This is a genomic window from Nibricoccus aquaticus, assembly GCF_002310495.1.
Taxonomy (GTDB): domain Bacteria; phylum Verrucomicrobiota; class Verrucomicrobiia; order Opitutales; family Opitutaceae; genus Nibricoccus; species Nibricoccus aquaticus.
Genome location: NZ_CP023344.1, coordinates 1,785,737 through 1,808,424, shown reverse-complemented (window position 1 = coordinate 1,808,424; position 22,688 = coordinate 1,785,737). Strand labels below are relative to the sequence as shown.

Here is a 22,688-nt window from a genome sequence, read left to right as displayed (position 1 = left end):
GGCCGAAAATTGGAGATTTGGCTTCGGCTGATCGCCTACGCCGACCGAGCGGAGGGGCGCGCTAATCGCGCGCCGGGGTGACGGAATTTTGGACAGGATTTTCAGGATGAACAGGATTGGGGTGTTTGGTTGGCTTACAGTTCGGGTGGGTTGCGGTGGTGAAGTCGGAGAGTTTGGGTGAGGGCGTCCCCATGAAAATACCCTCGATGTTGGCGTGTGTGTTGGTGGCGGCAGCTTTGATGACTTCGGTCGCGCGGGCGGCGGAGGCGTTTCCGGTTTCGATTCAGGTGGATGCGGCGAAACAAGTGGGAGAGTTGAAGCCTGTGTGGCGTTTCTTCGGCGCTGACGAACCGAACTATGCGACGATGAAGGATGGGCAGAAGTTGCTGAAGCATCTCGGCGAGCTGAAGCCGCAGCAGGTTTTCTTTCGCACGCATAATCTGCTCACGAGCGGTGACGGGACGCCGGCGCTGAAGTGGGGGAGCACGAATATTTATACGGAGGATGCGCAGGGGAAGCCGGTGTACGACTGGCGAGTGGTGGATTTGATTTTCGATTCTTATGTTGGGCGTGGCGTGCGGCCGTTTGCGCAGATCGGGTTCATGCCGCAGGCGCTGTCAACGCATCCGGAACCTTACCGGCATGAGTGGCGTCCGGGGTTGCCGTACGAGAATATCATCACGGGCTGGGCTTATCCGCCAAAGGACTACGACAAGTGGCGTGAGCTGGTTTACCAATGGGTGAAGCACTGCGTGGAGCGGTATGGTAAGGAGGAAGTGGAGCAGTGGTATTGGGAAGTGTGGAACGAGGCGAACGGCCATTATTGGAAGGGCACGCCGGAGGAGTGGTACAAGACGCACGACTATGCGATCGACGGCGTGCGGAAGGCGCTGCCGACGGCGAAGGTCGGCGGGCCGCACTCGGCGGGCAGCGGCGGGAAGTTCATGGACGATTTTCTGAAGCACGTCTCGAGTGGGAAAAATTATGCGACGGGCAAGGTGGGGACGCCGACGGACTTTCTGGCGTTTCACGCGAAAGGTTCGCCGGTGTTTGTCGACGGGCATGTGCGCATGGGCATCTCGAATCATCTGACGGCGATTGATCGGGGGTTCGGAAAAATCGCGGCGTTCACGGCGCTGAAGGACCGGCCGATCATTATCGGTGAATCCGATCCGGAAGGGTGCGCGGCGTGTCAGAGTCCGCAGAATGGTTATCGCAACGGCACGATGTATTCGAGTTACACGGCGGCTAGTTTTGCGCGGAAGCATCTACTCGCGGACAAGCATGGCGTGAACTTCGAGGGCGCGGTGACGTGGGCGTTTGAGTTTGAAGATCAGCCGTGGTTCGCGGGCTTTCGTGCGCTGGCGACGAATGGTGTCGATCTGCCGGTGCTGAATGTTTTCCGGATGTTTTCGAAGATGGGCGGAGAGCGCGTCGCGACGACGAGTTCAGCGGAAGTACCGCTCGATGTGATGGTGAAGGCGGGTGTGCGCGAGCGGCCGGATGTGGCGGCGTTTGCGAGCGTGGAGAAAACGAAGATCGCGGTGATGGTGTGGCATTATCATGACGACGACTTGGCCGGGGCGGATGCTGCTGTGGCGTTGAAGGTCGCGGGGTTTCCGGCGGATGTGCACGGGGCGCTGGTGACGCATTACGGCGTGGATGAGATGCACAGCAACTCGTACGGGACGTGGAAGCGCATGGGTTCGCCGATCGCGCCGACGCAGGAGCAATACGCTCAGCTGGAGAAGGAGAGTCAGTTGACGACGGTGGGCGATGTTTCTGCCGTGGATGTGAAGAACGGCGAAGCGGCGCTTGGGTTTGCGCTGCCACGGCAGGGCGTGTCGTTGCTGGTATTTGACTGGGGCGTGGGGAAGTGACGCGCCCCGGAAAGCACGAGATCACCGCTAAATTCGTGGGGCAAAGCCGCGGCTGATTTCATATTTCCGGCGACTATTTTGTCCAAAACGAAGCGCTTGTCGGAAGTAATCTATGATGCAAGGACCTGCACGGCCCAAGGATCATTCGACCGCTAAACAGCAGCGGTTTCTTTCGTTATTCCTTCGGAGCGAGAAAGAGATTTTCCGCTACGTGGGTGCGCTTGTCCCAAGCACCGCCGATGCGGAGGACATCGTGCAACAAACAGCCATCGCGTTGTGGGAAAAATTCGATGCCTACGACGCGGCGCAGCCGTTTACGCCGTGGGCTTGTCGCTTCGCGCTGAACAAAGCGCGGCAGTGGATCGAGCGCCGTCAACGCTGGCAGGCTTTGCTCGCTAGCGGGCTTGCCGACCAAATTGAAGAGCGTCGTGAGCAGTTGCTTCCGGCGTTGGAGTGTCGATTGCAGCATCTGGAAAATTGTCTCGCGGATCTCCCGGTGGAGCAGCGACGGCTCATCGAAGGATATTACTATCGCCGGGCGACGATCGAAAATCTGGCAGAGGTTTCGGGGCGGTCGGTGGCGGGAACGTACAAGGCGCTGCATTTACCTTCATTCACATTCCATGAAAAACCACCTCGATACCGCACGCTCCTCCACTGATCTCGTTGCCGAACTGAAAGCCCTTCTCGCCGAGGCGGAGACGATCGTGAGCGGATCCGTAACCGAATACTCGGCCGATGCTCTCGAAACGCTGCGCGAACGTTTCGGTGCCATGCAGGAACGCCTCGCGAGCACCTGCGAAAGCGCGAAGAAAAAAGTGGTCGCTGGAGCGAAATACACCGACGAGGCCATCCGCGCGAATCCCTATCAATCCCTGGCGATCGCAGCGGGCGTGGGCCTGCTCGTCGGTGTGTTGCTGGGCCGCAATAGCAGCAAGTAACCGCCTGCCATGGAACCGGCACCGGCTCACACTGCGGGATTTTTCGGATCGTTGCGCACGCTGGGCGCCGGGCTGCTCGCCACTGGGCAGGACCGGCTGGAGCTTTTCTCGGTCGAGCTGCAGGAGGAAAATTCTGGCTGATCCAGCTCTTTGTCTGGATCAGCGCGGCGGTGTTTGCGGCGGTGATGACGATCACGTTCGCGAGCCTGGCGCTCGTGTATTTCTTTTGGGAAAGCGCGCGTCTGGCTGCGCTGGGTGGTCTCGCGCTCTTTTACTTAGGCGCGCTCGTCGCGATCATCATCGCGCTGCGCCGCTTCATCGTGCGCCAGCCCGCGCCGTTCTCGGGTACCCGCCAGGAAATCGCCGAAGACATCGCATGTATCCGCAAACAGACTTGAACCGGCTGGCGGCGTACAAGGTATCGCTGCGCCGGGATATTGGCCGCCGCCGAGTGCAGTGCGTTGCGGACACTGCGCGCGTGATGCGCCCGCTCGTATGGGCGGAGCGGGTGCGGGCGTTTTTCCGCAAGCTGGGGCCGCTGGCGGCCATCGCCACTGTGCCCGCGCTGGCGCTCGTTATGCGCGTCGCGTTCCCCGCCAGAAGCTGCTCGGCTCGCTGGTGCGTTGGGGGCCTGTCGTCGTTAACGTGTTCGGTTTTCTGAAGCGCGGTACGCCCGCGGAATCACCGGCGCGCGTGGCGTGACCGGTCCGGGTCTGGGTGTGGGCCTCAGCCCTTCAGCGCGTTGAGGACGATGCCGGGGGTGAGGAGCTCGGGCAAAATCTCGGGCTCGGGCGACGCGGGCTTGTAGATGAGATTAAAGGGGACGGCGCTGCGGTTGTACTTCGCGAGCTCGGCGGTGATTTGCGGGTCCTGGTTGGTCCAGTCAGCTTTGAGGAGGACGATGGATTTGTCGTGTATCAGTTTCTTGACGTCGGAGGAGCCGAAGACGGCGGCTTTGTTGGTCTGGCAGGTGAAGCACCAGCGGGCGGTGAAATCGACGTAGGCGGTTTTTCCCTCGGCCTGGAGTTTGGCGACGGCTTCGGGGCTCCATTTTTGCCAGACGAGATCGGTTGGGGCGGCGGCGCGGGGCCAACCGAGGGCGGCGCCGGCGGCGAAGAGGACGAGTCCGCCGATCAGGCCGAGGCGGGCGCGGGCGGGTTTGGCGCCGGGGGCGTTGTAGCGGCCGTACCACCAGGTGCCGAGGGCGATCAAGGTTAGGCCGAGGAGGACGTAGAGGAGCGTGTATTCCTGGCCTTCTTTGCTGCTTTGTCCGGCGAGCACCCAGATCAGGAAGGCGACGGTGGCGTAGAGCGGGAACGCCATGAACTGCTTAAACGTTTCCATCCACATGCCGGGGCGTGGGAGGACTTTGATGGCGGCTGGGAAGATCGAGAGCAGCAGGTAGGGAAGCGAAAGGCCGATCGCGATGGCGGTGAAAACGGCGAAGGACTCGATGACGGGGAGTGCGAGCGCGGCACCAAGGGCGGGCGCGAGGAAAGGCGCGCTGCACGGGGTGGCGACGACGGTGGCGAGGATGCCGGTGAAGAAGGAGCCGCTGTATCCGGACTTCGACTGCAGGTTGGCGCCGACGCCGGTGGCACGAAGGCCGAATTCGAACACGCCGCTCAGGCTGAGGGCGAAGACGAGCATGACGGCGGCGAGGATGAAGACGAAGAGCGGCGACTGGAGTTGGAAGCCCCAGCCGAGTTGTGAGCCGCCGGCGCGGAGGGCGGCGAGGGCGCCGGCAAGTGTCCAGAACGAGGCGAGGACGCCGGCGGTGAAGGCGATGCCGTGGATCGTGACTTTGCGGCGGTCAGAGCCGGCCTGGTTGACGAAACCGAGGATCTTGATGCCGAGCACGGGGAAGACGCAGGGCATGAGGTTGAGGATGAGGCCGCCGACGAAGGCGAGGGCTAGCGTGCCGGCGAGGCTGCCAGCGGATGAGGACGTTGTTCCTGCGGTGGAGGAGCCGGCGGCAGAAGTGCCGGCTGCTGCTGCGGTGTTGTTGGTGATCGAGACGTCGAGGATGAGGCCGCGGGTGGAGTTGGAGTCGTTGGTGTAGGCGAGGATGCCGGTGAGTTTTTCGCCTTTGCCGTCGTAGGATGGAGAAACGGGGAGTGTGAGAACGATCTGGTCGCCGGAGGTTTTGGCGGGTTGGGGGAGGTCGTATTGGACGAGGGCGTCGCTCGTGAAGGCGTGGGGATTTTTCAGCGAAGCGGCGCGGGGACCGGCGATGGTGAGCGTGATGGTTTTGCCGGAGCGCGTGGCGGTGAGGTTAAAGCCGTCGGCGGGAGCGGGCGTGGGGATGGCGGCGAAGGCGGCGCGGAGGGCGTCGTTGTTCTTTGGCTTATCGGCAGAGATGGGGAGCGTAAGTGAGACGTCGGCGCTGCCGGGTTTGCAGACCTCTTTGCACATGAGCCATTCGGCTTTGGCCTTGAGCGTGATGGTTTCGCCGGGCTTGAGATCGGCGGGCGGCGTGATCGTGACAGGGAGGAGCGTGTCGTCTTCGTAGCCGTTGCCCGCGATGTTGCCGGAGCCGTCTTTGACGACGTGGGGCGTGGGCCATTCGATGTCGCCAGCGGTCCAGCCGGGCGGGAGCTGCCAGGTGAGCTCGGTGGGGACGCCGGTGCCGGGATAGATCCAGTAGGTGTGCCAGTGCGGTTCGTGCTGGAGGCGGAGCGCGACGGTGAAGGCACGGCCGGGCTGGATGGATGACTCGGCGGCGACGAGGGTAGCTTTGACCTGGGCGTGGGCGGCAGTTGGAGCCGTGAGCGCTGCGGTGAATCCGAGGGCGATCAGGAAGAAGGCGGTGAGCGAGGAGAGGCGGCGGAGCGGGAACGGCATGAGGGAGGTATAGGTGTTACGAGGTAAGAGGCAAAGGCCCTGCGGAAAATTCCCGGAGAGGTGGATGGGCGGTGCAGAGGTGTAAGGCGGTCGGAGGAACGGAGTTTTTTAACCACGGATGACGCAGAGGGGGAGGGATGGCGGAAGAAGAAAGGGAGGCGGGCTGACGTGCGGAATGACGGGGCGTTGACGTTGGCGGGGGCGTCGGAGAGGAGTGCGCGCTTATGAATACGCGTGTTTTTGGGAAGACGGGAAAAAGTGTCGGTGAAATCGGGCTGGGGACGTGGCAGCTGGGGGCAAACTGGGGCGAGGTGACGGATGAGGTGGCGCTGGCGACGTTGCGGGCGGCGTATGCGGCGGGGGTGACGTTTTATGATACCGCCGATGTTTATGGCGATGGGCGGAGCGAGCGGCTGATCGGAACGTTTTTGAAGGAGATCGGTGCGGCGAAGGCGTCGGGTTTGTTTGTGGCGACGAAGCTCGGGCGGCGGGGCGATCCGGGCTGGCCGGAGAATTTCACGCGTGCGGCGGTGCGGAAGCACACGGAGGATTCGTTGAGCAGGATCGGCGTGGATGCGCTCGATCTGACGCAGTTTCACTGTGTGCCGCCAGAGGTGCTGAAGCGCGGGGAGTTGTTTGGGTGGCTCGACGAGCTCAAGGCGGAGGGGAAAATCAAGGCGTACGGTGCGAGCGTGGAGGCGATGGACGAGGCGTTGTGGTGCACGGAGCAGCCGGGGTGCGCGGCGTTGCAGATCATCTTTAATGTGTTTCGTCAGAAACCGATCGCGACGCTGTTCGAGGCTGCGAAAAAGAAGAACGTGGCGCTGATCGTGCGGCTGCCGCTGGCGAGCGGGTTGCTCGGCGGGAAGATGACGGCGGCGAGCAAGTTCGACGCGACGGATCACCGGAATTTCAATCGGGATGGGCAGGCGTTTAATGTCGGCGAAACGTTCGCGGGTCTGCCGTTCGCGAAGGGCGTGGAGCTGGCGGACAAGTTGAAGGCGCAGGTGCCGGCGGGCTGGTCGATGGCGGACTGGACGTTGCGGTGGATTTTGGATTTCGACGCGGTGAGCGTGATCATTCCCGGTGCGAAGAATCCGGCGCAGGCGACGGGCAACACGCGGGCGGCGTCACTGCCGAAGTTGAGCGCGGAGCAGCATGGGGCGCTAGTGGAGTTTTATACGCGCGAGGTGGCGGCGTTTATTCGCGGGCCGTATTGAGTGAGACACACAATGGATCTCTCTCGGGCAGCTGCTATCGCAAACGCGAACGTGCCGGATGGTTTTTTCGTGAGTGTCGAATCCGCGAAAGAGATCACGCATGGATGGTATTTCCCGTACCTATATAACGGGCCGCCCGCGGCCGGGTCCAAAGGGATGATCATCGATAAAGCAGATGGCAGCGTACATAAACTCGGCTCGGCATTCACACTTGAACGAGATCTGGCTGCATTTGATCAAGGGTTCCGATTTGGAGCCGCTTATTTGGTGGTCCACAAAGTTGGCGATTTGACTGGCGCAGTGAATGAACTGCTTAAGGTGCGAATCACTGAGGCTGTTCCTGAGTTCGCGCACGGAGTTGAGTGGCGGATTCCAAAGCCGCTTACATCGAAAGATATCGAGGCACGCTTACGTGCGCTGCCTGCCAAGTTTGGCCCGATTTCGGTCTATTTTTCGGTCGAATCGCTCCAGTAAATGCAGTCGACCGAGAATGTTCGTTTCGAGCTTCAATACTAGTGATGGTCTGTTGTCTTCTGCTGCGCCAGATGTGCCAGCAGCAGCGTGAAGAAGCAGAGGACGATGTTTTGGAGGGGGAGTTGGAGCGGGGTGGGCAACGCGTAGATGATGCAGACGGCGGGGACCCAGACGCCGATGTTGGAGATGAGGAGTGGCAAGACGCGGCGGGCGTACCAGCGCGGGGCGCGGAGGTCGGCGAGGACGGCGCGGGTGTTGAAGTGGGTTTCCGCATACGCGTAGGCGAGCGTGGTGAGCGGGATGGCGATGAGCGGGCAGTAGAGGAATTGGTCGAGGACCATTTTGGCGGCGACGGTGGCGGTGGCGTTGCCTTCGCCGACGAGGTGGGCGAGGGCGCGGTACCAGAGGTCGATCTCGATGCCTTTGTAGGCCCAGAAGGCGGTGATGAGCGCGCCTTGGGGCCAGGTGTAGCGGGCGGCGGTGAGGCGGAGGTAGAGGAAGGGGAGGAGTCCGCCGAAGAGGCCGGTCGAGACGATGGCGAAGGTGACGCCGAGTTCGCTGCGCCAGGCGCTGAGGCGTTCGAGGGCGTGGTGGGTGGGCGCGTGCCAGAAATAGGCGAGGACGAGGGCGAGCGCGAAGAGCTGGAGGGCGAGGCCGGGGAGGAGATTGGCGCGGGCGCCGCGGAGGCCTTCGGCCCATGGGGCTTCGCGGGGTGGCGTGGTGGCTGGCGTTGCGGTTGAGGCGCTGGAGGGAGCGGGCATGGAGGCGGAATGAAGCGGCGGAGTTTTCGGGGCGACGGAGTTTGGGGAGCCACGAAAAGGATTTCGCCAAAGGCGAAATCTTGGAGGTGTGGCTCCGGCTGATCGCCTGCGCCGAGTGGGCGGAGGGGCGCGCTGATCGCGCGCCGGGGAATCACGGAGTTTTTGGACAGGATTTATGGGATTAAGAGGATTTCGAAGGGATCGCGGAAATGCGGAAGGGAATCCACTCGCTGGTGCTCGTGACTACGTCGGAGTTATGTGGGGGGGGCAAGATGTGCGAGGGGTGGGTGCTGGACTTGAGCGGTGGGGGGAGTTTCGTGAGGTATGCGCATCGATCTGACGACGATTCCTACTCGCGACGCTTATGCCTGGATGACCGGCACGATTTTGCCCCGACCGATTGCGTGGGTTTCAACGATCTCGGCGGAGGGAAAAACGAATCTGGCGCCGTTTAGTTTTTTCCAGGGGGTGACCTCGGCACCGCCGACGTTGATGTTTGTGCCGGTGAATCTGCGCGACGGGTCGAAGAAGGATACCGTGCGGAATATCGAGGCGACGGGGGAGTTTGTGGTGAACCTCGTTTCGTACGCGCAGGCGGAGGCGATGAATAAGTGCGCAGCGTTGCTGCCGTATGGGGAGAGCGAGTTTGAGAAATTCGGAATCGCGTCGGTCGCGGCGGAGAAGGTGAAGCCGTTGCGCGTGGCGGGGGCGCCGGTGAGTTTTGAGTGTCGGCTGCATTCGATCACGCGGATCGGTGAGGGGCCGGCGGCGGCGAATGTGGTGTTTGGGTTGATCCAGGTGATGCACGTGGATGACGCGGTGATCGGAGCGGACGGGAAGGTCGATCCGGTGAAGCTTGATCTGGTGGCGCGGCTGGGGGGCGAGGCGTACTCGCGGATGGGGGAGATTTTTTCGCTGAAACGCCCCGATCGGTGATCGGGGAAATTCCAAACGCCAAAGGGGCAAACGCCAAAGGGGCAAAGGCCAAAGAATGAGCAAGGGGTGGTGGAACGGGGATGAGATTTTTTAACCACGGATTGCTCGGATGGGCACGGAGGGGGAAGCGCGGAGGGGGGCGGGAGGCGATTTGATCAGCGCGGGGGATCGCGAATCAAACCGGCGGGGTTAAGGCTAACCCGCCCTACCTCGGAATCGGAGGCGGCGCGGAGCTCAGGTGGGTTTACGGTCCAGATCTGTGGGGAGTGAAAAGGGCGGGGCGGGCGGCAGGGTCGGGGGCTTACCCTTTTTATCCCATGTTGTTTTTTAATCGTGTCGGTGTGGTGGCGTTGGGCGTTTGGGCGGCTGGTGCGTTGATGGCGGAGCCGGTGACGGTGTCGGTCGATGCTGGCGCGAAGGGGAAGGCGATTAGCCGGGATCTCGTGGGGATTTTTTTCGAGGACATCAATTACGCGGCAGATGGCGGGCTCTACGCGGAGATGGTGCAGAACCGGTCGTTTGAATATCAGGCGACGGAGCAACCGAACTGGGGGCCGATGTCGTTTTGGGAAGTGGTGCAGCGTGGTGAGGCGAAGGTGATGTTGATGGTCGATGCGGCGGATCCGTTGCACGCGAACAATCCGAAGTATGCGGTGCTGAAAGTGGACGCGGTCGGTGAAGGCGCGGGGATCGCGAACGCGGGGTTTGGCGGGATGGCGCTTACGGGCGGTGAAGCTTATGATGTGTCGTTGTTCGCGATGCATCTTCACAACGGGAATCGCTGGGGGAAGACGGCGAATGACGGGGATGCGTTTCCGTTGATCGTGCGGTTCGAATCGGCGGACGGAGAGAATCTCGGTGAGGCGCAATTGGAGGCGCCGATGCCGAAGCGGACGTGGAAGCGATTGAGCGCGACGATCATGGCGAGGCGGACGGAGAAGGCGGCGCGGTTGCTGGTGCTGGCGACGCAGCCGGGCGGGGTGGCGGTGGATGTGGTTTCAGTTTTCCCGCAGAAGACGTTTCGCGGGAGGAAGAATGGGCTGCGGGCGGATCTGGCGCAGGTTATTGCGGACTTGAAGCCGAAGTTCGTGCGGTTTCCCGGCGGGTGTCTCGTGCATGGAAACGGGTTGAGCAATATGTACCGTTGGAAGGACACGATCGGGCCGGTGGAGGAGCGGCGCGAGCAGGAGAATTTGTGGCGTTATCACCAGACGGCGGGGCTGGGGTACTTTGAGTATTTTCAATTTTGCGAGGACATCGGGGCGGCGCCGCTGCCGGTGGTGCCCGCGGGCGTGTGCTGTCAGAATGCGGCGCATTCGCAGGGGCTCGGGCAGAAGGGTCTGCCGATGGCGTTGATGGGCGCGTATGTGCAGGAAGTGCTCGATCTCATCGAGTATGCGAACGGGCCGGTGACGTCGGTGTGGGGTGCGAAGCGGGCGGCGGCGGGGCATCCGGAGCCGTTTGGCTTAAGATATCTCGGCGTGGGAAATGAGGATCGGATCACGCCGGTGTTTAAGGAGCGCTTCGAGATGATCTACAAAGCGGTGAAGGCGAAGCATCGGGAGATTGTCTTGATCGGGACGGTCGGGCCGTTTCACGAAGGCGAGGATTTCGAGGCGGGGTGGAAGATCGCGGATGAACTCGGGCTGGCGATGGTGGACGAGCATTACTACGTCGCGCCGGAGTGGTTTCTCGCGAACACGCGGCGGTATGACGCGTATGACCGGAAGAAATCGAAGGTGTATCTCGGCGAGTGGGCGTCGCGTGGAAACAAGTTCGCGAATGCGCTGGCGGAGGCGGCGTATCTGACGGGGCTGGAGCGGAACGCGGATGTGGTCCCGCTGGCGTCGTATGCGCCGTTGCTGGGAAAGATCGGGAACACGCAGTGGAATCCGAATCTGATCTATTTTTCGAATACGGAGGTTTTCCCGACGGTGAATTATTGGGTGCAGCAGTTGTTCAGCGTGAACTCGGGCGATGTGTGGCTGGAACCGGTGGTTTCGGGTGGCGGGGCGGCGAATGCGGTGGGCGTGGACGGAAAAGTCGGAGCGGTGGAGTGGGAGAAGTGTGGGTTTGCGGTGTCGGTGGTGAGAGACAGTGCGAGCGGTGATGTGATTGTGAAGATCGTGAATGCGGGGGCGGAGGCGCGGAGTGTGCAGGTGGAGTTGAAGGGCGTGAGCGCGAGAGGACTGTCGCGTGAAGCGGTGAAGACGGTGCTGACGGGCGATCCGGCGGCGGTGAATGATGCGAAGACGCCGCGGGCGGTGGTGCCGGTGACGGGAAAGACCGCGGTCGTGGCGGCGGGCGGTGGTGATGCGGAGATCGCGGAGGCTGTGGCGGGGTATTCGCTGACGGTGTGGAGGATTCCGGGGAAGAAGTAGGCCGGGGCGGGAGGGGGAAGTTTTTGTCGCGGAAACGCGGAAACGCGGAAGGGCGGTGACGCGGAGGGGCGGAAATTTTTTAACCACGGATTGCTCAGATGGGCACGGATGAGGGCGGAATTTTTGGACAGGATTAAGAGGATTAACAGGATTTCGGAAGGGGGCGGGGGAGCAGGGAACGAAGACGGACAGGAGAACCATAGCAGAGGAGGGCTTTCCGTTTTGTCGGGTCCGAGTTCCGATCTGGAGAAAGCGGAAAGATTGGGTGCGGGCTTTTCTTTTGTCGCGAGACTCGCAGCGTGGCGGGCCATGGCGCAGTCCCCGCGCGATGTCGCACTCATCCCCACCCTTGAAGATTTTCGTCCTGATTCGCTTCGTGGGACGCCGGGTTTTTTCCGCGTGGGGCAGGCGCGTGACGGGCAGTGGTGGCTGGTCGATCCGCTGGGGCAGGCGTTTTTCAGCAAGGGTGTGGCGGGGGTGAATCGTTCGGGGCGCGTGGATGGGCGGCTGCCGATGCCCGGGCCTTATTCGGCGGCGGTGGCGGCGAAATACGGGGACGATGCGCATGGGTTCATGCGCGCGGCGATCGGGCGGTTGCGTGCGTGGAATTTCAATACGCTGGGGTCGTGGGCGGAGGAGGCGCTGGCGGATCAGGGGATGTATTATACGGAGGTGCTGGGGCTGGGGGAGTGCGGGCCGGTGATTCATAGCGCGGGAGCGCGGGTGCCGGATGTGTTCGATCCGGCGTGGCGCGAGGCGGTGGAGCGGCAGGCGGCGGAATTATGCGCGCCACATCGGGGGAGCCGGGAGCTGATCGGGTATTATACGGATCATGCGCTTAACTGGGCGCAGCCGCGGGCGGAGATGGCGGGAGAAAATGCGGGCGGGAGGATGGGGGCGGCGTTTTCGGGGGAAGGGCGGGAGGCGGAGCGGCCGTCGTTGTTGCAGATTTGTCTGAGTCTGGAGCCGTCGCAGCGGGCGTATCATGCGGCGTGGGAATTCGTGCTGGCGACGCGGCGCGGGGATCTGGCGGTGCTGGCGAAAGACTGGGCGGTGGAGTTGCCCAACAAGGAGACGCTGCGGCAGCTGACGCATCGCGAGGTGGCGCTGGTGAGCGCGGGGTATTTACGGGATCAGCGGTTGTTTGCGCGGGAGTTTGCGCGGCGGTATTTCGCGACGGGTGCGGCGGCGATCCGGGCGCACGATCCGGATCATCTTATTTTAGGATGCCGTTTCCAGCAGGCGCCGGGGGCGGTGGTGCTGGCAGAGTGTGTGTATCCGAATGTCGATGTCGTGTCGGCGCGGGCGGCGGATGCATTTTGGGAGAAGACGGCGCAGGGATGTCATGCGGCGCGGGCGATGCCTGTGCTGTTGGTGGAGGCGGGTTGGAACGGGGAGGCGTTTACGCGGGCGCCGGCGGTGCGCGATGCGCGCGGGGTGACGACGGTGGAGCGGATGCTCAAGAAGGGGCGGGCGGCGCTGGAGAAGCTTTGCGCGCAGCGCGGCGTGGTCGGTTACGAGTGGGCGGCGTGGGCTGATGGGGAGGCGGATGCGCCGCCGTTTGGGCGCGGGCTGGTGCATGTGGATGATCGGGAGGCGCGGGAGCACACGGAGCTGTTGAGCGATCTGAATGGACGGGCGGAGAGACTGCGGGTGAAGAGGCGGAGCGGATAGCGAGTGAGCGAACGATGGCGGGGGTGTTAAAAGGAATTGCCGCGGCGTGGGGCAATGGGGCAGAAGAGGCGTCATGCGTTTTCTTAGATGGACCCTGTTGTGTGTCGCGCTGACTGCTCCGCTGGCCGTGCAGGCGCAGCGGGAGAAATTGCCGCCGGAGGATTTACAGATCGTCGAGAAGAACTGGCCGGATGCGAAGAAGACTTCGACGGGCCTGCGCTCGGTGGTCGTGAAAGAGGGGGCGGGCGATCTGGTGAAGTCGGGTAATCTGGTGAGCGTGATTTACAAAGGGCAGCTGCTGGACGGGACGGTTTTCGATGAGACAAAAGATCCGGCGAAGCCGTTCGAGTTTCGCGTCGGTCGGGGGCAGGTGATCGATGGGTGGGAGCAGGGGTTGCAGTTGATGCGGTTGGGCGAGAAGCGGATCATCATCGTGCCGTTCGAGCTGGGCTATGGAACGCGGGGCGATCCGCCAAAGATCCCGAAGCGGGCGACGCTGGTGTTCGAAGTCGAGGTGGTCGCGATTAAGAAATAATCGAGGGGCCTAGCTGCGTTCGAGGCAGGCTGCGCAGGCGTTTTTATTTATCCGGCACGCGTGTGCAGGCTCGGAAGCCGGGTGAAAAACGTTGATGCAAATTAGGACGCCGCCTGCTCAAACCACGCCTTGACAGTGGCGAGAGCGTCCAGTCATCTCTCACCCCTTTTTCGCCTTAATACTATGCAACCGACATTCCGCCCACACCGCCTCAAGCGTGCCCGCAAGATTGGCTATCGCGCCCGCAAAGCCACCGTTGGTGGCCGCAAGGTTCTCGCCAACCGCCGCCGCAAGGGCCGCAAGCGCCTGACCGTCGTCTGAGCACCGCGCCGCTGATTGCTGCGCTTCGTTCTCCTTCCGCGTCATGCGTTTCCGCCCCGAGCAACACGTGCGGCGGCAATACGATTTCCGTGACGCGCGTGAAAAAGGCCGCCGCCTTGATTGTGGCGGCTTTACGCTTTGGTATTACCAGCGTCCCGCTGCGCCGACCACGCCGTTGGAACCGTCTTTGGCTGCGCAAGTGGCGCATGAATCGCGTCCGATTGTCGGGCCTCGGGTGGGCGTGATCGCTTCCACCGCCGCCGTCGGTTGCGCCGTGGAGCGCAACCGCGCCAAGCGACGCCTGCGCGAAGTTTTTCGCCATCAGCAGCAGCTCGTGCCGACGGATTACGACCTTCTCATGGTGGCGCGTCACTCGCTCAACGGCCTTGAGTACACGGCCATTGAGAAAAAATTCATCGACGCGTGCCGTCGGCTGTTTCCTGCGAACGCGTGATGACTGCTCCGGCCAAAACATCGCGTGCAAACGCTGACTCATGGTCCGCCCGTTTTGCGGCAGGCCTGGTTTCTCTCCCGCGCCGCGGGCTGCTCGCACTCATCACGATTTATCAGCGTACACTTTCGCCCGTTCTGCCGGCGGTGTTTGGTCCGGCGTGCGGCTGCCGCTTTTATCCGACCTGTTCGCGCTATGCGGCGAAGGCGGTCACCGCGCATGGAGCGCTGCGCGGCGCGTGGCTCGCGGCGGTGCGCCTCTTGAAATGCACGCCGTTGCACCCGGGCGGCCTTGATCCGGTGCCGCCGCCCTCGTCGCGTAAAGTCGCGTCACGCCGGCCGGCCTGCGTCCGCGTCGTCGCCTGAACAATTTTCGAAATCACCACCCGTTCCCTTTCTGTAATGGACAAGAAAAACACACTCATCGGCGTCGGCTTCCTGCTCGCCGCATTTGCCGCCTTCATCATCACCGCCAAGCAGACGCCGCCGCCGGTGCAGCCGCCTGCGACGACCCAGCCTGTGGCGAGCAACCCGTCTGCTCCCGGACCTGAAGGCACCACGCCTGCCGCTCCGGCACCTGCTGCGGCGGTTCCCGTGCTCACGGCGGCACCCGCGAACACGACGTTTGCCGCGCTGGCGAAACAGGATGAGACCGCCCGCGTCATCACGCTCTCCAACGACTTCATCGAGGCGCGCCTCACCGACTTCGGCGGCGCGATCAAGAACGTGGCGCTCAAGAAGTACCCCGCCGTTAAGGGCAAGCCTGAGCCTTTCGTGATCAACGAGACGCACACCGACCCGATGCTCGCGTTCACGCAGGATAGTTTCCCGGGCCTCGGCCGTTCTACCCGCTATGAAGTCGTTTCGCAGGATGCCACGAAGGTCGTCTTTCGCGCGATCTGGGAAAACCGCATCGAGGTCACGCGCACGTATTCGATCCTACCGGCCGGTTCGCCGACCGACAAAGCCGACCCTTACCAGCTCCGCCACGAGATCGCCTTTCGTAATCTCACAGACCAGACCGTGGCGCTCCCGCGTTTTGCGCTCAGCCTCGGCACGGCTGCTCCGGTCAATGCCGACGATCATGGTCTGTACCTGGCCACCGGGTACAACACCGGCAGCGACATCGATTTCGTTAAACGCTCAAAGCTCGAGGCCAGCCCGTTTTTGAGCACGTTCGGCATGGGCTCCCCGACGCCGCTTCCGTTGATCGAGACGGTCGCGCCGGTTGTGTGGGGCTCGGTGGAGAACCAGTTCTTCGCCAGCATCCTCACCGCCGACCAGCCTGGTCGCGGCTTGACTACGCGCCGCGTGGAACTGCCGGCCTTCCCTGGATCGCCCATCGCGGCCATCGGTGTGACTGGCGCGGTGAGCATCGAGACGCCAGCCCTGGCCCCCGGCGCGGAGTCGAAGCTCGGCTTTGATTTCTACACCGGGCCGAAGGAATACTCCCGTCTCTCCAACGCCGACATCTTCAAGCACGACCAGGACAAGGTCATGCAGTTCGGTATCTTCAAGTGGTTCAGCCAGGCCCTCGTCAGCATCATGTCCACCATTCACAAATGGGGCATTAGCTGGGGCTGGTCGATCGTGCTGACGACGCTCTTCCTCAAGATCATTTTCCTCCCGCTCACACTCTCGGCCTCCAAGTCGGCCAAGCGTATGCAGAAAATTCAACCCGAGATGCAGGCGCTGCGCGAGAAGTACAAAGACAACCCGCGCAAGATGCAGGAAGCCACGATGGAGATCTTCAAAACACATCGCGTGAATCCTGTCGGCGGCTGTCTCCCGATTCTCATCACGATTCCGTTTTTCATGGGGTTCTTCTCGATGCTCCAGAGCACCGCCGAGCTGCGGTTCGCGGAGTTCCTGTGGGCATCGGACCTCTCGATGCCTGACACCGTCGCCCGTATCCCGCTCGGCTTCATGACGCTTCCGCTGAACATTTTCCCGATTCTGATGGGTGTCACCATGATCGTCCAGATGCGCCTCACGCCGCAGCCCTCCATTGATAACGCGCAGGCGAAGATGTTTAAGTTCATGCCGTATATCTTCGCGATCTTCTGCTACAACTTCTCGTGCGCGTTGGCCCTCTACTCGACGGTCAACGGCCTCTTCACCATCGGCCAGCAGCTCATCATCAACCGCATGAAAGACGAGCCTCTGGCTCCCGTCCCAGTCGCGGCCAAGGGCGGCAAAGGCATGAAGAACGTCACGCCGAAGAAGTGATCCTCGCTTAAGCGTTTCCTAAAAAACAGGCAGCCGGTGAGAGCCGGCTGCCTGTTTTGTTTTCAAGACATCGCCATGCTCTGAGTTTTTCTCCGTGCGCTCCGTGCCTCCGTGGTTCAAATCCGTCTCCTGAAATGAATGACGCCGAAATCATCGATCAGCCCGCCCGCACCGAGCCCGGTGAAGTCGGCCTCGTCGAGCCGCGCGATTTCGTTTCCATCGAGTCGTTCCTTTTTGAAAGCGGCCAGAGCCTCGCGGGCTTCACGCTTCGCTACGAAACCTACGGACGCCTCAATACCGCGAAGGACAACGTCGTCATCATCTGCCATGCGCTCAGCGGCGACCATCACTGCGCGGGCATTCACTCGCTCACCGATCGCAAACCGGGTTGGTGGAACAACCTCATCGGTCCCGGCAAGGCCGTGGACACGAACCGATTCTTTGTCCTCTGCTCGAACTGCCTCGGCGGTTGCCAGGGCTCGACCGGCCCGTCGTCGATCAACCCCGCGACCGGGCGTCCCTACGGCGTGACATTCCCGTTTGTGACGATCCGGGACATGGTGCGCGCGCAGAAGCGCCTGCTCGATTCGCTCGGCATCACCTCGATCTACGCCGTTGTCGGCGGTTCGATGGGCGGCATGCAGGCCGTGCAGTGGGGAATCGAATACCCGGCATTTGTCCGCCGCGTCCTCGCTATGGCCACGACCGCTCGCGAGAGCGCTCAAGGCATCGGCTTCAACGAAGTCGGCCGCCAGGCCATCATGCAGGACCCGGGCTGGAACAACGGCGACTACGCGAAGAGCGGCGGCCCGCGCGTGGGCCTCGCGATCGCACGCATGATGGCGCACATCACGTACGTTTCGGACGCCAGCATGGATCGGAAATTTGGGCGGAAAACCGTGAAGCCCAAGGTCTCGGCCCTGGACTCGATGGAGGGGATTCCTGTCGCACCTGTTGCGCAGCCCGCGTCCTACACCTTCGACATGCAATTCGAGGTGGAGAGCTACCTGCGCTACCAAGGCGAGAGCTTCATCAATCGCTTCGACGCGAACACCTACCTCTACATTACGCGCGCGATCGATCACTTCGATCTGGCCGCCGCGTACGGTTCGCTCGAAAAGGCCTTCGAGCATGTTGAAGCCGAGACGCTGGTCGTGGGTTTCACGAGCGACTGGCTTTTCCCGCCGCAGCAAAACCGCGACATCTCGCTCGCATTACTGCGCACGGGCAAACGCGCCAGCTATGCCGAACTCGACACCGATCTCGGCCACGACTCGTTCCTCCTCGAATCAGAAGAACTCTACGCACTCGTGCGCGGGTTTCTGACCTGATGATTGAGGCTCGTTGCGGCACTGAACGAGTTCAACAGTGTGCGCAACGAACCTCGCGCCTCCATGCTTGTCTCGGGTGAGGTTCGTACACCTTCTTTTTGCACGCATGAAAAATACCCCCGCTGCCCTGTTGAAGCGCCTGCTCGTCGGCGCCGCCTGCCTCGCCCTCCTGCCCGCCGCCTTTGCATCGAAGGGAAAACCCGTGATCGGCCTCTCGCTCGACACGCTCAAAGAAGAGCGCTGGCAGCGCGATCGCGACACGTTCGTCGCCCGCGCCAAGGAGCTCGGCGCCGAGGTGATCGTCCAATCCGCGAATAGCGACGACACCAAGCAGACGCGCGACATCGAGTCGCTGATCAGCCGCGGCGTCGATGTGCTGGTGGTTGTTCCGCACAACGGCTCCGCTGTCAGCCGCGCGATGAAGTCCGCGAAGGAAGCGAACATCCCGGTGATCTCCTATGACCGCCTCATCCTCAACAGCCCGGTCAGCTACTACCTCACGTTCGACAACGTGAAAGTCGGCGAAGCGCAGGCGCAGTACGTCGTCGAACGCCTGCCGAAAGATCGGCCCGCCCGCATCGTCCGCATCTATGGCGCGCCGACCGACAACAACGCCAAGATGTTCAAGGAAGGGCAGGACAACATTCTGAACCCGCTCATCAAGGCCGGTAAAATCGAAGTCGTCTTCGAAGACTGGGCGCTCGATTGGAAGCCCGATGTCGCGAAGAAAATCATGAACGCCGCCATCACCAAGGCAGGCACGAATATCGACGCGGTTGTTGCATCGAACGACGGCACCGCCGGTGGCGCGATCCAGGCGCTGCGTGAAGAAGGGCTCGCCGGAAAAATCATCGTCACTGGCCAGGACGCCGACCTCGCCGCCTGCCAGCGCATCCAGGGCGGTACGCAGGCGATGACGGTTTACAAGCCGCTCAAGAATCTCGCGACACGCGCCGCCGATGTGGCCGTGGCAGTCGTGAAGGGTGAGAAGATCGAGACCGCTGCCGAGCTCGATAACGGTGCGGTAAAGGTGCCGTCGATCTTCGAGAAGATCATCTCGGTCGATAAGGATAATCTCCAGTCGACGGTGGTCGCCGATGGTTTCCACTCGGCCGAATCGCTGAAGTGAATTTTTGAACCACAGAGACACAGAGGGCACAGAGATCGGAAAGTTTTCCTCTGTGTCTCTGTGGTTCACTTAAATCTGAAGTAACGCCGGATGCTTCTCGAAACACGAAATCTCACCAAGCGCTTCCCGGGTGTTGTCGCACTGAAGAATGTGTGCTTCGGGCTCAAAGCGGGCGAGATCCACGCGCTCTGCGGAGAAAACGGCGCGGGCAAATCGACGCTTATCAAGCTGCTCTCCGGCATCCATCCGCACGGCAGCTACGAGGGTGAATTGCTGGTCGATGGGAGCGTCGCGGAGTTCAAAAGCATCCGCGATTCCGAGGCGCAGGGCATCGCGGTGATCACGCAGGAATTCGCGCTCGTGGACGAACTCAGCGTGGCGGAAAACATTTTCCTCGGCCGCGAGCCGCGTCTCGGCTGGCGGATTGACTGGCACAAGCTGCGTCGGCGCAGCGCCGAGTTGCTCGCGGAATTCGGTCTTCCACTTTCGCCCGATACGCTCGTGGGCGATCTCGGTGTCGGGCACAAGCAACTCGTCGAGATCGTGCGTGCGATGGATAAAAAATCCCGCGTGCTCGTGCTCGATGAACCGACTGCCGCGCTGACCGAGCAGGAGGTTGCCGTGTTGCTGAAGCATCTCCGCCGCCTCCGGTCGCAAGGCACGGCGTGCATCTACATCTCGCACAAGCTCGATGAAGTTTTCGCCATCTGTGACCGCATCACCGTCCTGCGCGATGGAGCGAGCATCACGACGCTTACCACGCGCGAGGCGACGATTCCGCAGGTGATCAAAAATATGGTTGGCCGCGAGATCACCGACCTGTTTCCGCGCAAACCTTCGACGACCGATCGCTCGGCGGAGAAGCCGGTGCTTACGGTCCGCGGGCTTGACGTGGCTCCGGACAAGGGAACTAAGGCGTTTTTGCGCGGGCTGGATTTCGAGCTGCGTCCGGGTGAGGTGCTCGGTTTTGGCGGGTTGATGGGCGCGGGACGCACGGAGTTGCTCATGCACATTTTCGGAGCGTGGGGCTCGCGAATCTGCGGCGATGTTTCGCTACGTGGTGAAGACTACGCAAAGCCGCAGCCGCGCGATTCGATCCGGCGCGGGCTGGTGCTCGTGAGCGAGGATCGCAAACGCTACGGATTGGTGCTCGGGCAGGACATTGGTTTTAACTTTTCCCTCTCCAGCCTGAAGAGTTTCAGCGGTTTTGGCGGACGTATCGACACCTCGGCGGAGTATGCGAGGAACCAGCATTTCTTCGACTCCCTGCGCGTAAAGGCGCCGAATCAGCAGGCAAGGGCAGGCGGGCTTTCCGGCGGCAATCAGCAGAAGATCGTGATCGGCAAGGCGCTCATGACGGAGCCAACGGTCGTGATGCTCGACGAGCCGACGCGCGGCATTGATGTCGGCGCGAAACTCGAAGTGTATGAGTTGATCAACCGGCTCACGGCCGAGGGCAAAGCGGTGATCCTGGTGTCGAGCGAGCTGCCCGAGCTCATGGGCATGAGCGATCGCATCATCATGCTGTGCGAGGGTAAGATCGGCGGCGTCTTCAATCGCGCTGAGTTCACACAAGAGAAGCTCCTGGCGGCGGCGATGGGCAAGTCGAGCTCGGCAGCCGCCTGACATTTTTCAAACCATGAACGCCCGCGTCCTGCTTAAATCCCTCTCGATGCCGATCGCGCTCGCGCTGATCGTCGCGTTCTTCGCGCTGCGCGAGCCTGCCTTCCTCGGCGCGCGCAACCTGACGCAGCTCATCATCGAGTTCTCGATCATCGGGACGCTCGCGCTGGGCATGTTCATGATTTTGCTCACGGGGCAGATCGATCTTTCGGTCGGCAGTGGCGTCGGTTTAATCGGCGGTATCGCGGCGGTGCTTGTTTTCCACGAGGGCTGGTCGGCACCGGCGGCGATGGGCGCGGGACTGGTCGCGGCGCTCGTGCTTTGGGCGCTGATGGGAACGCTCATCGTGAAGCAGCGGATACCCTCCTTCATCATCACGTTGGGCGGGTTGCTGATCTTCAAAGGTATTTTTTGGAAGGTGATTTCCAGCGCGACGGTGCCGGTTTCGCGTGGTGATGAGGAGAATCTCTTTTCGCTGCTCACAACTTATTATTTGCCCGCGAACATCGGTCTCGGCCTCGCGTTTGCCACAAGTCTCGTACTCGGCTGGCTCGTGTGGCGTGCGCGAGAAAAACGGATCGATTACAGACTTCCGGTGAATTCGACCGGACGGGAAACGCTTTTCTGGGTTGTGAAGTCGGCGGCGATTTTCGGGCTGGTCGTTGTCTGCAATAATTTCCGCGGAGTGCCGTTGTCGTTGCTAATCCTTGGTGCGACAGGGGTGGTCGTTTATTTCCTGACGAAGCATACACCATTCGGCCGCTACCTCTACGCGATTGGCGGGAATGAAGAGGCGGCGGTGCTTTCCGGTATCGCGGTGAATCGCGTGATGATCGGCGCGTATGTGCTGATGGGCGTGACGGTCGCGATCACGGGATTCATGTCTACCGCCTACATCGGTTCGTCGACGACCACGGTAGGCGATTTGCTGGAGCTCGATGCGATCGCGGCGTGCGTGATTGGTGGAACGGCGTTGAAAGGTGGGCGTGGCACGGTGCTGGGTGTGCTTTTTGGTGCACTGATCATGACGGCGTTGCTCAACGGCATGGGGCTTCTCGGGGTCGAGCCTGAGATCAAATACATCGCTCGCGGTCTAGTGCTGGTGCTGGCCGTCTGGCTGGATGTGAAGCTCTCGCGGAGCTGAGCGACGACGTGCGCGGCAAAGAGCCGCTTGCTTCAAACGGTCGCTTGCGCGTAATCCGCGTCTACTGTTCCGATGCAAAAAGCCGCCGTTAAACGCACTGTTGATATGCAGATCATCGCGGACTGGGTCGAACCCCGGTCACGCGTGCTCGATCTTGGCTGCGGGCGTGGGGTGTTGTTGGAGTCGCTTGTGCAGCAGAAGGATGTTTTCGCTGTCGGTGTGGATTTGGAGTTCGAGAAGATTTCGGCCTGCGTGAAACGCGGGATCACGGCTTATCAAGGGGACATGCTGGAGTTCATGCGCGGGTTTGCGGATGGGCATTTCGACCGGGTGATTTTTTCGCGGACGCTCGAAGAAGTGCCGGATCCGGGAGCGGTGATCGACGAGGCGCTGCGCGTGGCGAAGGCGGTCACGGTGGGCTTCGTGAATCACGGTTATTGGAAGAACCGGCTCGATGCGCTGCGCTATGGGCGCAAGCCGCGCAATGAAGTCTACAAAACCGCATGGCATGAGAGCCGGCCGGCGAATCCGGTGAGCGTGGCGGACTTCGAGGAATTTTGCGCGCAGAAGAATATCCGCATCGCCCGGCGTGCATTGCTGCGGGGCGATTGGAAAACGCGCTGCACGGTGCGGCCGAATTTTTTCGCGGGCTACGCGCTCTACGATCTGACGCGCTGAGTGCTGGAGTGAGGCGGGGCGAATGCCATAAGGCGGGCTTTTTCTGGGTGCTTCACCCCGGCAAGGGGTGCGCAGGGAAAAGACAAGGGATGCGCGAGCGGCATGGTAAGGGCAGCCGATTTAATGGTTATCCACAG

23 protein-coding genes are annotated in these 22,688 nt (G+C 61.9%); 21 read left to right on the top strand and 2 right to left on the bottom strand.

Annotation, left to right across the window (positions count from 1 at the left end):
* Positions 1-191: 191 nt before the first annotated feature.
* From CMV30_RS07420 to CMV30_RS07400, 6 genes are all read left to right on the top strand, one after another.
* Positions 192-1,880 (top strand): GH39 family glycosyl hydrolase, encoded by a 1,689-nt coding sequence (locus tag CMV30_RS07420; protein WP_245844432.1) that lies wholly within the window; start codon positions 192-194, stop codon positions 1,878-1,880.
* Positions 1,881-1,992: 112 nt separating this feature from the next.
* On the top strand, positions 1,993-2,541 hold the full coding sequence (locus CMV30_RS07415) for a sigma-70 family RNA polymerase sigma factor (protein WP_096055425.1): 549 nt from the start codon (positions 1,993-1,995) through the stop codon (positions 2,539-2,541).
* Positions 2,504-2,821 (top strand): glycine zipper domain-containing protein, encoded by a 318-nt coding sequence (locus CMV30_RS07410; protein WP_096055424.1) that lies wholly within the window; start codon positions 2,504-2,506, stop codon positions 2,819-2,821. Before CMV30_RS07415 ends, CMV30_RS07410 begins: the two co-directional genes overlap by 38 nt.
* A 9-nt stretch (positions 2,822-2,830) precedes the next feature.
* Positions 2,831-2,962, top strand: coding sequence for a phage holin family protein (locus CMV30_RS20660; protein ID WP_281254883.1), 132 nt, complete (start codon positions 2,831-2,833; stop codon positions 2,960-2,962).
* 44 nt (positions 2,963-3,006) lie between these two features.
* The gene (locus tag CMV30_RS20265; RefSeq protein ID WP_245844431.1) at positions 3,007-3,219 is read left to right on the top strand and encodes a hypothetical protein; all 213 of its coding nucleotides are present in this window, start codon (positions 3,007-3,009) and stop codon (positions 3,217-3,219) included.
* Complete coding sequence (locus CMV30_RS07400) at positions 3,198-3,482, top strand: hypothetical protein (protein WP_138223188.1); 285 nt, start codon at positions 3,198-3,200, stop codon at positions 3,480-3,482. The genes CMV30_RS20265 and CMV30_RS07400 overlap by 22 nt, the downstream gene beginning before the upstream one ends.
* Positions 3,483-3,547: 65 nt before the next feature.
* Here the strand turns inward: CMV30_RS07400 and CMV30_RS07395 are convergent, their stop codons facing one another.
* The gene (locus tag CMV30_RS07395) at positions 3,548-5,665 is read right to left on the bottom strand and encodes a protein-disulfide reductase DsbD family protein (protein ID WP_096055422.1); all 2,118 of its coding nucleotides are present in this window, start codon (positions 5,663-5,665) and stop codon (positions 3,548-3,550) included.
* A gap of 224 nt (positions 5,666-5,889) precedes the next feature.
* Between CMV30_RS07395 and CMV30_RS07390 the strand changes: the two genes are divergently transcribed.
* On the top strand, positions 5,890-6,885 hold the full coding sequence (locus CMV30_RS07390) for an aldo/keto reductase (protein WP_096055421.1): 996 nt from the start codon (positions 5,890-5,892) through the stop codon (positions 6,883-6,885).
* A gap of 156 nt (positions 6,886-7,041) precedes the next feature.
* Complete coding sequence (locus CMV30_RS07385; RefSeq protein ID WP_217494473.1) at positions 7,042-7,359, top strand: hypothetical protein; 318 nt, start codon at positions 7,042-7,044, stop codon at positions 7,357-7,359.
* Positions 7,360-7,397: 38 nt separating this feature from the next.
* Here the strand turns inward: CMV30_RS07385 and CMV30_RS07380 are convergent, their stop codons facing one another.
* Positions 7,398-8,120 carry a hypothetical protein gene (locus tag CMV30_RS07380; protein WP_096055419.1) on the bottom strand — a complete coding sequence of 241 codons (723 nt, stop codon included), beginning with the start codon at positions 8,118-8,120 and terminating at the stop codon, positions 7,398-7,400.
* Positions 8,121-8,444: 324 nt separating this feature from the next.
* Here CMV30_RS07380 and CMV30_RS07375 point away from each other — a divergent pair, with 324 nt between their 5' ends.
* The 13 genes from CMV30_RS07375 (at position 8,445) to CMV30_RS07315 (ending at position 22,551) form a co-directional block, all read left to right on the top strand.
* Entirely contained in the window at positions 8,445-9,056 is a 612-nt protein-coding gene (locus tag CMV30_RS07375) for a flavin reductase family protein (protein WP_096055418.1), read from the top strand.
* 317 nt (positions 9,057-9,373) lie between these two features.
* Entirely contained in the window at positions 9,374-11,437 is a 2,064-nt protein-coding gene (locus tag CMV30_RS07370) for an alpha-L-arabinofuranosidase C-terminal domain-containing protein (RefSeq protein ID WP_217494472.1), read from the top strand.
* A 309-nt stretch (positions 11,438-11,746) separates the two neighbouring features.
* Complete coding sequence (locus tag CMV30_RS07365; RefSeq protein ID WP_138223187.1) at positions 11,747-13,111, top strand: hypothetical protein; 1,365 nt, start codon at positions 11,747-11,749, stop codon at positions 13,109-13,111.
* 73 nt (positions 13,112-13,184) lie between these two features.
* Positions 13,185-13,646, top strand: a complete 462-nt coding sequence (locus tag CMV30_RS07360) for an FKBP-type peptidyl-prolyl cis-trans isomerase (RefSeq protein ID WP_096055416.1) — start codon at positions 13,185-13,187, stop codon at positions 13,644-13,646.
* A gap of 183 nt (positions 13,647-13,829) precedes the next feature.
* Positions 13,830-13,967 carry a 50S ribosomal protein L34 gene (gene rpmH / locus CMV30_RS07355; protein WP_096055415.1) on the top strand — a complete coding sequence of 46 codons (138 nt, stop codon included), beginning with the start codon at positions 13,830-13,832 and terminating at the stop codon, positions 13,965-13,967.
* Between the two features lie 43 nt (positions 13,968-14,010).
* A complete protein-coding gene (gene rnpA, locus CMV30_RS07350) occupies positions 14,011-14,421 on the top strand; it encodes a ribonuclease P protein component (RefSeq protein WP_096055414.1) in 411 nt (136 codons plus the stop codon).
* A complete protein-coding gene (yidD, locus tag CMV30_RS07345) occupies positions 14,421-14,783 on the top strand; it encodes a membrane protein insertion efficiency factor YidD (RefSeq protein ID WP_096055413.1) in 363 nt (120 codons plus the stop codon). Before rnpA ends, yidD begins: the two co-directional genes overlap by 1 nt.
* Positions 14,784-14,819: 36 nt before the next feature.
* Entirely contained in the window at positions 14,820-16,646 is a 1,827-nt protein-coding gene (gene yidC, locus CMV30_RS07340; RefSeq protein ID WP_096055412.1) for a membrane protein insertase YidC, read from the top strand.
* A 134-nt stretch (positions 16,647-16,780) separates the two neighbouring features.
* Positions 16,781-17,977, top strand: a complete 1,197-nt coding sequence (gene metX / locus CMV30_RS07335) for a homoserine O-acetyltransferase MetX (RefSeq protein WP_096055411.1) — start codon at positions 16,781-16,783, stop codon at positions 17,975-17,977.
* Between the two features lie 106 nt (positions 17,978-18,083).
* Positions 18,084-19,106, top strand: a complete 1,023-nt coding sequence (locus CMV30_RS07330; RefSeq protein ID WP_096055410.1) for a sugar ABC transporter substrate-binding protein — start codon at positions 18,084-18,086, stop codon at positions 19,104-19,106.
* Between the two features lie 90 nt (positions 19,107-19,196).
* Positions 19,197-20,732: a sugar ABC transporter ATP-binding protein gene (locus tag CMV30_RS07325; protein WP_096055409.1), complete on the top strand. Its 1,536-nt coding sequence runs from the start codon at positions 19,197-19,199 to the stop codon at positions 20,730-20,732.
* A 13-nt stretch (positions 20,733-20,745) separates the two neighbouring features.
* The gene (locus tag CMV30_RS07320) at positions 20,746-21,873 is read left to right on the top strand and encodes a sugar ABC transporter permease (protein WP_096055408.1); all 1,128 of its coding nucleotides are present in this window, start codon (positions 20,746-20,748) and stop codon (positions 21,871-21,873) included.
* A gap of 72 nt (positions 21,874-21,945) precedes the next feature.
* Entirely contained in the window at positions 21,946-22,551 is a 606-nt protein-coding gene (locus CMV30_RS07315) for a methionine biosynthesis protein MetW (protein WP_217494471.1), read from the top strand.
* The last annotated feature ends 137 nt before the right edge of the window (positions 22,552-22,688 follow it).

Bases quoted from the DNA above. Each gene is read 5' to 3' on its own strand.
- CMV30_RS07420 (WP_245844432.1), top strand. From the start codon at position 192: ATGAAAATACCCTCGATGTTGGCGTGTGTGTTGGTGGCGGCAGCTTTG.
- CMV30_RS07415 (WP_096055425.1), top strand. From the start codon at position 1,993: ATGATGCAAGGACCTGCACGGCCCAAGGATCATTCGACCGCTAAACAG.
- CMV30_RS07410 (WP_096055424.1), top strand. From the start codon at position 2,504: ATGAAAAACCACCTCGATACCGCACGCTCCTCCACTGATCTCGTTGCC.
- CMV30_RS20660 (WP_281254883.1), top strand. From the start codon at position 2,831: ATGGAACCGGCACCGGCTCACACTGCGGGATTTTTCGGATCGTTGCGC.
- CMV30_RS20265 (WP_245844431.1), top strand. From the start codon at position 3,007: ATGACGATCACGTTCGCGAGCCTGGCGCTCGTGTATTTCTTTTGGGAA.
- CMV30_RS07400 (WP_138223188.1), top strand. From the start codon at position 3,198: ATGTATCCGCAAACAGACTTGAACCGGCTGGCGGCGTACAAGGTATCG.
- CMV30_RS07395 (WP_096055422.1), bottom strand. From the start codon at position 5,665: ATGCCGTTCCCGCTCCGCCGCCTCTCCTCGCTCACCGCCTTCTTCCTG.
- CMV30_RS07390 (WP_096055421.1), top strand. From the start codon at position 5,890: ATGAATACGCGTGTTTTTGGGAAGACGGGAAAAAGTGTCGGTGAAATC.
- CMV30_RS07385 (WP_217494473.1), top strand. From the start codon at position 7,042: ATGATCATCGATAAAGCAGATGGCAGCGTACATAAACTCGGCTCGGCA.
- CMV30_RS07380 (WP_096055419.1), bottom strand. From the start codon at position 8,120: ATGCCCGCTCCCTCCAGCGCCTCAACCGCAACGCCAGCCACCACGCCA.
- CMV30_RS07375 (WP_096055418.1), top strand. From the start codon at position 8,445: ATGCGCATCGATCTGACGACGATTCCTACTCGCGACGCTTATGCCTGG.
- CMV30_RS07370 (WP_217494472.1), top strand. From the start codon at position 9,374: ATGTTGTTTTTTAATCGTGTCGGTGTGGTGGCGTTGGGCGTTTGGGCG.
- CMV30_RS07365 (WP_138223187.1), top strand. From the start codon at position 11,747: ATGGCGCAGTCCCCGCGCGATGTCGCACTCATCCCCACCCTTGAAGAT.
- CMV30_RS07360 (WP_096055416.1), top strand. From the start codon at position 13,185: ATGCGTTTTCTTAGATGGACCCTGTTGTGTGTCGCGCTGACTGCTCCG.
- rpmH (WP_096055415.1), top strand. From the start codon at position 13,830: ATGCAACCGACATTCCGCCCACACCGCCTCAAGCGTGCCCGCAAGATT.
- rnpA (WP_096055414.1), top strand. From the start codon at position 14,011: ATGCGTTTCCGCCCCGAGCAACACGTGCGGCGGCAATACGATTTCCGT.
- yidD (WP_096055413.1), top strand. From the start codon at position 14,421: ATGACTGCTCCGGCCAAAACATCGCGTGCAAACGCTGACTCATGGTCC.
- yidC (WP_096055412.1), top strand. From the start codon at position 14,820: ATGGACAAGAAAAACACACTCATCGGCGTCGGCTTCCTGCTCGCCGCA.
- metX (WP_096055411.1), top strand. From the start codon at position 16,781: ATGAATGACGCCGAAATCATCGATCAGCCCGCCCGCACCGAGCCCGGT.
- CMV30_RS07330 (WP_096055410.1), top strand. From the start codon at position 18,084: ATGAAAAATACCCCCGCTGCCCTGTTGAAGCGCCTGCTCGTCGGCGCC.
- CMV30_RS07325 (WP_096055409.1), top strand. From the start codon at position 19,197: ATGCTTCTCGAAACACGAAATCTCACCAAGCGCTTCCCGGGTGTTGTC.
- CMV30_RS07320 (WP_096055408.1), top strand. From the start codon at position 20,746: ATGAACGCCCGCGTCCTGCTTAAATCCCTCTCGATGCCGATCGCGCTC.
- CMV30_RS07315 (WP_217494471.1), top strand. From the start codon at position 21,946: ATGCAAAAAGCCGCCGTTAAACGCACTGTTGATATGCAGATCATCGCG.